Genomic DNA, 8,813 nt, shown 5'->3' on the forward strand with positions numbered 1-8,813 from the left:
GCATTGCATAAAAAAAGCACCCGAAGGTGCTTATCCTGAAGCGAAGTCGCTTACTTTTTCGACATCGCGTGTCCTCCAAAGGCGTTTCGCATCAGCGACAGCATTTTCATTGCGTAGTCGTCGTTACCACGTGAAGCAAAGCGTGCGTACAAGCTCGTCGCCATCACGGGTGCAGGTACACCCAGCTCAACCGATTCGAGCACTGACCAACGGCCTTCACCTGAATCTGGCACATAGGCGTTTAGATCGGCCAACTCAACGTCATGCGAGAATGATTCAGCCACCAAGTCGAGCAGCCATGAGCGCACGACCGAGCTATGACGCCAAGTTTCAGCGATTTCAGCCACGTCCAGATCGAATTCTTTCTTCGCTTTGAGCATTGCAAAGCCTTCGGCAAAGGCTTGCATCATGCCGTACTCGATGCCGTTGTGGAGCATTTTGGTGTAGTGGCCAGAGCCAGCTGGGCCGGTGTGCGTCCAGCCGCGAGTCGCGTCGGGAGCCAAGATTTTCATAAATGGTGTGGCGATTTCAGCCGCGTCTTGATCACCACCAAACATCAAACAATAACCATTCTGCAAGCCCCACACGCCACCCGAAACGCCTGCATCAACGAATTTGATGTCCAGCTCAGCCAATTCAGCTGCATGGCGCTGGCTGTCTTTGTACATTGCGTTGGCGCCGTCGATGATCAAGTCGCCAGGCGCGAGCAGGGTTTTCATTTCGGCAAACGCGGCTTCAGAAATATCACCCGATGGCAGCATCAGCCACACGACGCGTGGCGTTGGCAGCGCAGCGATCAATTCAGGCACAGAAGCAAAGGCACGGAAGTTGGCTTCTTCTTTTGCCAAGCCTTCACGCGTCTCAGCGCTGACATCAAAGCCAAACACATTGGCTCCGCCACGCGCGAGACGGCGCGCCATATTGCCGCCCATTTTGCCCAAACCGATCATTGCGATATTCATTGTGTAGTCCCTTCTAGGTGTCCAACTGCGGACGGATAGCCCGTAGTGTGCCTGTAGCCAGTAATCATTCGTACCCGTATTTTCTAGCAAGACAGGCCGCACGCCAAGCCAGTTTTGCACTAATTGCCTAATTAATTTACTGAATTCAGCGTTTTTGCCGCAAATACGCATGAAATCACTACAGCTTATCGGCCATGCATCACTTTGGAACTACTCCCTTTCAGCCAAAAGCAGTGACACAAAATTTGACCTGCATTAAAACCATGCAGGCGCGCTGGCTCTAAGCTGCACTTTCTGCATACCGCTAGAAAATCGGGATATTGCGATGTCCGCAGCCACACTGCCTGAACTGATTTGCCCTGCCGGCAGCCTGCCTGCACTGAAAGCCGCCGTTGATCACGGTGCCGATGCGGTGTATCTGGGGTTCAAAAATGCCACCAATGCCCGCAATTTTGCCGGGCTCAATTTTACCGATGCACAAATCCGCAGCGGCATCGACTACGCCCAATCACGCGGTCGCGAAGTGCTGGTGGCGATCAATACCTACGCCCAGGCCGGTCGCGTCAAAGAATGGCACGCCGCGATTGATGCCGCTGCCGACGCCGGGGCCAATGCGGTGATCCTGGCCGATTTGGGCTTGCTCGATTACGCAATGCGTGTGCATCCGCAACTCAATCGCCATTTGTCGGTACAAGGCTCGGCGACCAATTTTGAGGCCGTGAATCTGGCGCAGGATTATTTCGGCATTCGCCGCGCCGTGCTACCGCGCGTGCTGACTTTACCGCAGGTTGAATTCGTCATTAAAAACACGACGGTCGAGATTGAAGTCTTCGGCTTTGGCAGCTTATGCGTGATGGCCGAAGGCCGCTGCATTCTGTCGAGCTACGCAACGGGCGAATCGCCTAATACCCATGGGGTGTGTTCGCCTGCAAGCCATGTGCAATGGCTGCCACAGGGCAATACCATGGATACACGACTCAATGGCATATTGATCGATCATTTCGAGGCTGGCGAGCCTGCCGGTTATCCCACGCTGTGCAAAGGGCGTTTTGAAGTAAATGACGCCACTTACTACGCCCTGGAAGAACCGACCAGCCTGAATGCCTTGTCGGTGTTGCCCGAGCTATTACGTATTGGCGTGCGCGCCATCAAAGTGGAAGGCCGCCAGCGCAGCCCGGCCTATACAGCAGAAGTCACTAAAACATTGCGCGCCGCGCTTGATGCCGCCGCTGACGCGCGCTACACGGTCAAGCCCGCGTGGCAGCAGACGCTGAGCAAGGTCTCCGAAGGCCACCAGCAAACACTGGGAGCCTATAGCCGGCCATGGCGCTAAGCGGCAGCCCTTTGCCCCTTGCGCGAGCGAGCCTGACGTACGGGTTTGACAGGAATGGATGGAATAAAGATATGTTTGGCAAACAGCGTGGCCGAAGCGGTTGCACCCAGCACGATCACCAGATAAGTCACCATAAAACCGGAGTAACCTAGGATGGCAGTCAAAGGACGGGCAATACCCAGAAAAGCGGCAAAAACCCAGGATGCACCTGATAAAGCACCCAGCATGAGCATCAGGTAAATACGGCGGTGCGCCAGCTGATTCAGATCGGTTTTCTGCGCAAAATGCGGCAGGACAAAACGATGCAATAAATAACCATTGATGCTCAAAATGCTCACCACGGTTAATTTGGCGATGAGTTTGGGCTTGGCGACTAATTCGGCCCAAGAAGGAAAATGACCAAAATCAATCGCAATAATGCTCAAACCCGTTAGCCAGAGAAAACCCAGCGCAATACAGGCTACGCGGCTTAAATCATGCAATGCCGCACGCTCCTGATCATTGAGCACACCGCGTTTGAGCAGGAATTTGACATCGGATAATAAAATAGCCCCCAAGGCCACGCAGCAAGCCAGTAAATGTGGGAATAGCACCAGGACGCGCAATGAACTTTCTGTCATTTATTTTCTCATTACTGTTTTTTTAAGCATATGCTTTGCAAAATTAGACCATTTCAGCAGCGCAAGGCGCAGCAGATTTTATGTGATGTAGTTCACTTAAAATAAATTACATTCAGGTTTTCGAATATTGCCAGGAAACTGAAATACATCCAATTGATTTATATCGTTAATTTCTTACTCAGATGATCGCGAACCTTCGCCCAGTAGCAATCGCATCAAATATTACTGTTGTAGAAAGTTCCCAAACCCACACAATTGGTATCAATATGCAATTGACCCTAGGTCCTTTACTCTATTACTGGCCCAAGCAAGAGGTACTCGATTTTTACGCGCAAGCGGCCGATTGGACACTGGCCAGCATCTATCTGGGTGAAGTCGTCTGCGCACGGCGACATGAATTGCGCACAGCCGACTGGTTGGCGCTGGGCACCGAGCTGGCGCAAAGCGGCAAGCAAGTCATCTACAGCTCGCAAGCCGTGCTGGAATCGGGCTCTGATCTATCCAGCCTGCGCAAACTCGCCCAAGCAGGCGGCTTATTGGAAGCGAATGATTTAGGTGCGATTCGCATCGCCCGCGAGGCCGGGATCGCCTACGTCGCCGGACCGCATTTAAATATCTACAATGGCCCGGCACTCGATTGGCACGCCAATGCAGGCGCCACACGCTGGGTAGCCCCGTTGGAAGCCAGCGCAAAGACTGTGGCCGCCATTCTGGCTGAAAAAACGCTGACGATTGAAACCGAGATTTTTGCGCATGGCCGACTGCCGCTGGCGTTTTCAGCCCGCTGCTTTACCGCCCGCCACTTTGATCTAAGTAAGGATGCGTGTGAGTTTAAATGCATCGAACACGCCGATGGCATGTTGCTCAAGACTCGCGAGGGGCAGGATTTCCTGCGCATCAATGGTATTCAAACCCAATCGGCCGCCTGTCATGCATTGATTAATGATGTGCCACAACTGCGCAATATCGATTATCTGCGCATCAGCCCACAAGCAGGGTATACCGCTGAAATCATTGCTACCTATGACTCACAGATCAATACCCAGCAATATACAGCCAACTGGACACAGATTAATCCGGAAGGTCTGGTCAATGGCTACTGGCATGGTCAGGCAGGCATTCACTCTACGCCTGAGGTGTTGACATGAAAATCCCCCCAACTTTGATCCGCGTCCTACAACGTTTACCCGAAGCGCCGCCCGCTTTTGCAGTGGTAGCAGCACTCAATCTGGTACGTCGGCAACTGTGGCCCGAAGAAGACTTTGCCTGGCTAGAAGGTCGCACGGTACGATTGCAAGCCAGCGACATCGGCTGCGGGCTCTCGTATAGTTTTCAGCGCGGGCGCTTTGTCACCAGCACGCAAACGCCAGATGTGATCTTTGGCGCGAGCTTGGCCGATTACTGGATTATCGCTCGCCGCCAAGAAGACCCCGACACGCTGTTTTTCCAGCGTCGCTTAAGTATCTGCGGCGATACTGAGCTGGGTTTACAGCTAAAAAACCTGATGGATGCAACCGATTTCTCGCCGCTATTCGAAAAAATCCCGCAGGCAATCCGCCTACGATTTGGCATATGATATTCGCATCAAACAAAAAGCCCTACTCAGCGAGTTGGGCTTTTTTCATACCTTTTCATACCGTAGATAGCAAAAGACCCAGCTCATTGAGCTGGGTCTGTATGGGGAGTTTGGCAATGACCTACTTTCACACGGGCAATCCGCACTATCATCGGCGCTGAGGCGTTTCACTGTCCTGTTCGGGATGGGAAGGAGTGGGACCACCTCGCTATGGTCACCAAACAAAACTGGATGTCTTTCGTGTCCGATATTCTGGCTCACCAAAAACGAAATTTTGTTTAAATTACTGTCTTGCTGTTACTTAATAACGACAAATACCCAGCTCACCGAGCTGGGTATTTGAATAGCGGAGTCTGGCAATGACCTACTTTCACACGGGCAATCCGCACTATCATCGGCGCTGAGGCGTTTCACTGTCCTGTTCGGGATGGGAAGGAGTGGGACCACCTCGCTATGGTCACCAGACAAAACTGGGTGAGTTAACTGCTTGGGCTCTGGCCTTCACAATCACTCGAAATCAATAGAAGAAGTAATCTTATTTCTCTTAACTCACATTTACAATCTGGGTCGATTGCACCTGTCGCTTAACGCGTCTCAGGTTATAGGATCAAGCCTCACGGGCAATTAGTATCGGTTAGCTTAACGTATTACTACGCTTCCACACCCGACCTATCAACGTCCTGGTCTCGAACGATCCTTTAGAGGTCTTAAAGACCTAGGGAAGTCTCATCTTGAGGCTAGTTTCGCGCTTAGATGCTTTCAGCGCTTATCTATTCCCGACTTAGCTACCCGGCAATGCCACTGGCGTGACAACCGGTACACCAGAGGTCAGTCCACTCCGGTCCTCTCGTACTAGGAGCAGCCCCCCTCAAACTTCCAACGCCCACTGCAGATAGGGACCAAACTGTCTCACGACGTTTTGAACCCAGCTCACGTACCACTTTAAATGGCGAACAGCCATACCCTTGGGACCGGCTACAGCCCCAGGATGTGATGAGCCGACATCGAGGTGCCAAACTCCGCCGTCGATGTGAACTCTTGGGCGGAATCAGCCTGTTATCCCCGGAGTACCTTTTATCCGTTGAGCGATGGCCCTTCCATTCAGAACCACCGGATCACTATGTCCTGCTTTCGCACCTGCTCGACTTGTCGGTCTCGCAGTTAAGCCGCCTTTTGCCATTACACTATCAGTACGATGTCCGACCGTACCTAGGCGACCTTCGAGCTCCTCCGTTACAATTTGGGAGGAGACCGCCCCAGTCAAACTGCCTACCATGCACGGTCCCCGATCCGGATAACGGACCAAGGTTAGAACCTCAAAGGGGTCAGGGTGGTATTTCAAGGACGGCTCCACTGAAACTAGCGTTCCAGCTTCAAAGCCTCCCACCTATCCTACACAAACCACTTCAAAGTCCAATGCAAAGCTACAGTAAAGGTTCACGGGGTCTTTCCGTCTAGCAGCGGGGAGATTGCATCTTCACAAACACTTCAACTTCGCTGAGTCTCGGGAGGAGACAGTAGGGCCATCGTTACGCCATTCGTGCGGGTCGGAACTTACCCGACAAGGAATTTCGCTACCTTAGGACCGTTATAGTTACGGCCGCCGTTTACTGGGACTTCAATCAAGAGCTTGCACCCCATCATTTAATCTTCCAGCACCGGGCAGGCGTCACACCGTATACATCCACTTTCGTGTTAGCACAGTGCTGTGTTTTTGATAAACAGTCGCAGCCCTCATTTCTCTGCGGCCTCATTTAGCTCCGGTTGTACACCTTCACTGACTAGAGGCACACCTTCTCCCGAAGTTACGGTGTCAATTTGCCGAGTTCCTTCTCCCGAGTTCTCTCAAGCACCTTAGAATTCTCATCCTACCCACCTGTGTCGGTTTGCGGTACGGTTCGATATTAGCTGAAGCTTAGTGGCTTTTCTTGGAAGCAGGGTATCGCTCACTTCGTCTACAAGTAGACTCGTCATCACGCCTCAGTGTTAAAGCAGCCCGGATTTGCCTAAGCCACACACCTACACGCTTAAACCAACTCTTCCAACCGTTGGCTGAGGTAACCTTCTCCGTCCCCACATCGCACTAATACCAAGTACAGGAATATTAACCTGTTTCCCATCGACTACGCATTTCTGCCTCGCCTTAGGGGCCGACTCACCCTGCGCCGATGAACGTTGCGCAGGAAACCTGGGGTTTTCGGTGAGGGGGCTTTTCACCCCCTTTATCGCTACTCATGTCAGCATTCGCACTTCTGATACCTCCAGCATCCTTCTCAAGACACCTTCACAGGCTTACAGAACGCTCCTCTACCATATGTACATCGTACATATCCGCGTCTTCGGTTATCAATTTGAGCCCCGTTACATCTTCCGCGCAGGACGACTCGACCAGTGAGCTATTACGCTTTCTTTAAATGATGGCTGCTTCTAAGCCAACATCCTGGCTGTCTATGCCTTCCCACCTCGTTTTCCACTTAATTGATCATTTGGGACCTTAGACGGCGGTCTGGGTTGTTTCCCTCTTGTCCCAGGACGTTAGCACCCCAGGACTGTCTCCCATGCTCGCACTTGACGGTATTCAGAGTTTGCCATGGTTTGGTAAGTCGCGATGACCCCCTAGCCATAACAGTGCTTTACCCCCGTCAGTGATACATGAGGCACTACCTAAATAGTTTTCGAGGAGAACCAGCTATTTCCAAGTTTGTTTAGCCTTTCACCCCTAGCCACAGCTCATCCCCTGACTTTGCAACGTCAGTGGGTTCGGACCTCCAGTGCGTGTTACCGCACCTTCATCCTGGCCATGGCTAGATCACTTGGTTTCGGGTCTACGCCCAGCAACTGTGCGCCCTATTCGGACTCGGTTTCCCTACGCCTCCCCTATTTGGTTAAGCTTGCTACTGAACGTAAGTCGCTGACCCATTATACAAAAGGTACGCAGTCACAGAACAAGTCTGCTCCCACTGTTTGTATGCATCCGGTTTCAGGTTCTATTTCACTCCCCTCCCGGGGTTCTTTTCGCCTTTCCCTCACGGTACTGGTTCACTATCGGTCGATGATGAGTATTTAGCCTTGGAGGATGGTCCCCCCATCTTCAAACAGGATTTCTCGTGTCCCGCCTTACTTGTCGTACGCTTAGTACCACAATTGTGTTTTCATATACGGGGCTATCACCCACTATGGCCGGACTTTCCATTCCGTTCTATTAACACGACTGTTATCACGTACAGGCTCTTCCCATTTCGCTCGCCACTACTTTGGGAATCTCGGTTGATTTCTTTTCCTGCGGTTACTTAGATGTTTCAGTTCACCGCGTTCGCTTCACATGAGCTATGTATTCACTCAAGGATGACCCAAAAGGGCCGGGTTTCCCCATTCGGAAATCGTGGGATCAAAGCACTTTGCCAGCTCCCCCACGCTTATCGCAGGCTATCACGTCCTTCGTCGCCTATCATCGCCAAGGCATCCACCAGATGCACTTATTCGCTTGATCCTATAACCTCAAACACGTTTTACCGTACTCTTGGTCAGAGTTTCGTATTTACGACTTGTTGAATGGTTTCTCAGGCCATTCAACGCTGATCTTTCGATCAGAGATACAATCAACCCAATTTATTACTGTCAGAACTGGCATTCACCAATTCTCACATTGTTTAATTAGGAGATATTACTTCTTCTATTTTGTTAAAGAACGATACAGATGCCAAAGGCATTCTGATTTAAGAAACCAGAACAAAATAAACAAATCAGAATTAATTCTGCTTGCTTACTGAATTCTAAATTCTCAAGAGAGACTTTCGCCGTAGGCGTAGTGCCCACCGCAAGGTGTGGTGGAGGATGACGGGATCGAACCGACGACCCCCTGCTTGCAAAGCAGGTGCTCTCCCAACTGAGCTAATCCCCCAATCTGGCATTTCTAAGCTGTTTCCACTTACAAGGTAAATGGTGGGTCAAGCTGGAATCGAACCAGCGACCCCCGCCTTATCAAGACGGTGCTCTAACCGACTGAGCTACTGACCCAGCTTCCAACCAAGTCCGTAACCCTGCAATGAATTGCTTCATTGCTCAGCTACTTTCTCTGTATCTTCAAACTCTACAGCCGATGAGTGTGAGTACTTGACCCGAAGGTCTTTTCTCTTGAAAGGAGGTGATCCAGCCGCAGGTTCCCCTACGGCTACCTTGTTACGACTTCACCCCAGTCATGAATCCCACCGTGGTAAGCGGCCTCCTTACGGTTAGCCTACCTACTTCTGGTGAAACCCACTCCCATGGTGTGACGGGCGGTGTGTACAAGGCCCGGGAACGTATTCACCGCGACATGCTGA

Annotated in this window: 5 protein-coding genes, 2 tRNA genes and 4 rRNA genes; 3 read left to right on the forward strand and 8 right to left on the reverse strand. The window is 51.5% G+C overall.

Annotation, left to right across the window (positions count from 1 at the left end; all coding sequences use genetic code 11):
* Positions 1–50 precede the first annotated feature (50 nt).
* Positions 51–962 carry a phosphogluconate dehydrogenase (NAD(+)-dependent, decarboxylating) gene (gene gnd / locus FLS37_RS03255; RefSeq protein ID WP_157314486.1) on the reverse strand — a complete coding sequence of 304 codons (912 nt, stop codon included), beginning with the start codon at positions 960–962 and terminating at the stop codon, positions 51–53.
* Between the two features lie 325 nt (positions 963–1,287).
* Here gnd and FLS37_RS03260 point away from each other — a divergent pair, with 325 nt between their 5' ends.
* A complete protein-coding gene (locus FLS37_RS03260; RefSeq protein ID WP_157314487.1) occupies positions 1,288–2,295 on the forward strand; it encodes a peptidase U32 family protein in 1,008 nt (335 codons plus the stop codon).
* Here the strand turns inward: FLS37_RS03260 and FLS37_RS03265 are convergent.
* A complete protein-coding gene (locus FLS37_RS03265; protein ID WP_157314488.1) occupies positions 2,292–2,915 on the reverse strand; it encodes a hypothetical protein in 624 nt (207 codons plus the stop codon). The two genes, FLS37_RS03260 and FLS37_RS03265, sit on opposite strands and share 4 nt — an antisense overlap.
* A gap of 266 nt (positions 2,916–3,181) precedes the next feature.
* Here FLS37_RS03265 and FLS37_RS03270 point away from each other — a divergent pair, with 266 nt between their 5' ends.
* Together FLS37_RS03270 and FLS37_RS03275 are read left to right on the forward strand one after the other, a co-directional pair.
* Positions 3,182–4,063 carry a U32 family peptidase gene (locus FLS37_RS03270; protein WP_157314489.1) on the forward strand — a complete coding sequence of 294 codons (882 nt, stop codon included), beginning with the start codon at positions 3,182–3,184 and terminating at the stop codon, positions 4,061–4,063.
* Positions 4,060–4,491, forward strand: coding sequence for an SCP2 domain-containing protein (locus FLS37_RS03275; RefSeq protein ID WP_157314490.1), 432 nt, complete (start codon positions 4,060–4,062; stop codon positions 4,489–4,491). Before FLS37_RS03270 ends, FLS37_RS03275 begins: the two co-directional genes overlap by 4 nt.
* A 108-nt stretch (positions 4,492–4,599) precedes the next feature.
* Here the strand turns inward: FLS37_RS03275 and rrf (FLS37_RS03280) are convergent.
* The 6 genes from rrf (FLS37_RS03280) to FLS37_RS03305 form a co-directional block, all read right to left on the reverse strand.
* A 5S ribosomal RNA gene (gene rrf, locus FLS37_RS03280) occupies positions 4,600–4,713 on the reverse strand.
* Between the two features lie 129 nt (positions 4,714–4,842).
* Positions 4,843–4,956: ribosomal RNA gene (gene rrf, locus FLS37_RS03285) — 5S ribosomal RNA — on the reverse strand.
* A gap of 138 nt (positions 4,957–5,094) precedes the next feature.
* Positions 5,095–7,981, reverse strand: a 23S ribosomal RNA gene (locus FLS37_RS03290).
* Positions 7,982–8,316: 335 nt separating this feature from the next.
* Positions 8,317–8,392, reverse strand: a tRNA-Ala gene (locus tag FLS37_RS03295).
* A 39-nt stretch (positions 8,393–8,431) separates the two neighbouring features.
* Positions 8,432–8,508: transfer RNA gene (locus FLS37_RS03300), tRNA-Ile, on the reverse strand.
* Between the two features lie 120 nt (positions 8,509–8,628).
* Positions 8,629–8,813: ribosomal RNA gene (locus tag FLS37_RS03305) — 16S ribosomal RNA — on the reverse strand; the annotation flags it as partial.

Source organism: Chitinibacter sp. GC72 (assembly GCF_009760905.1).
In the GTDB taxonomy this organism is placed as follows: Bacteria; Pseudomonadota; Gammaproteobacteria; order Burkholderiales; family Chitinibacteraceae; genus Chitinibacter.

Coding starts and splice junctions, on each gene's coding strand:
- FLS37_RS03275 (WP_157314490.1), top strand. CDS start 4,060: ATGAAAATCCCCCCAACTTTGATCCGCGTCCTACAACGTTTACCCGAA.
- FLS37_RS03260 (WP_157314487.1), top strand. CDS start 1,288: ATGTCCGCAGCCACACTGCCTGAACTGATTTGCCCTGCCGGCAGCCTG.
- FLS37_RS03270 (WP_157314489.1), top strand. CDS start 3,182: ATGCAATTGACCCTAGGTCCTTTACTCTATTACTGGCCCAAGCAAGAG.
- gnd (WP_157314486.1), bottom strand. CDS start 962: ATGAATATCGCAATGATCGGTTTGGGCAAAATGGGCGGCAATATGGCG.
- FLS37_RS03265 (WP_157314488.1), bottom strand. CDS start 2,915: ATGACAGAAAGTTCATTGCGCGTCCTGGTGCTATTCCCACATTTACTG.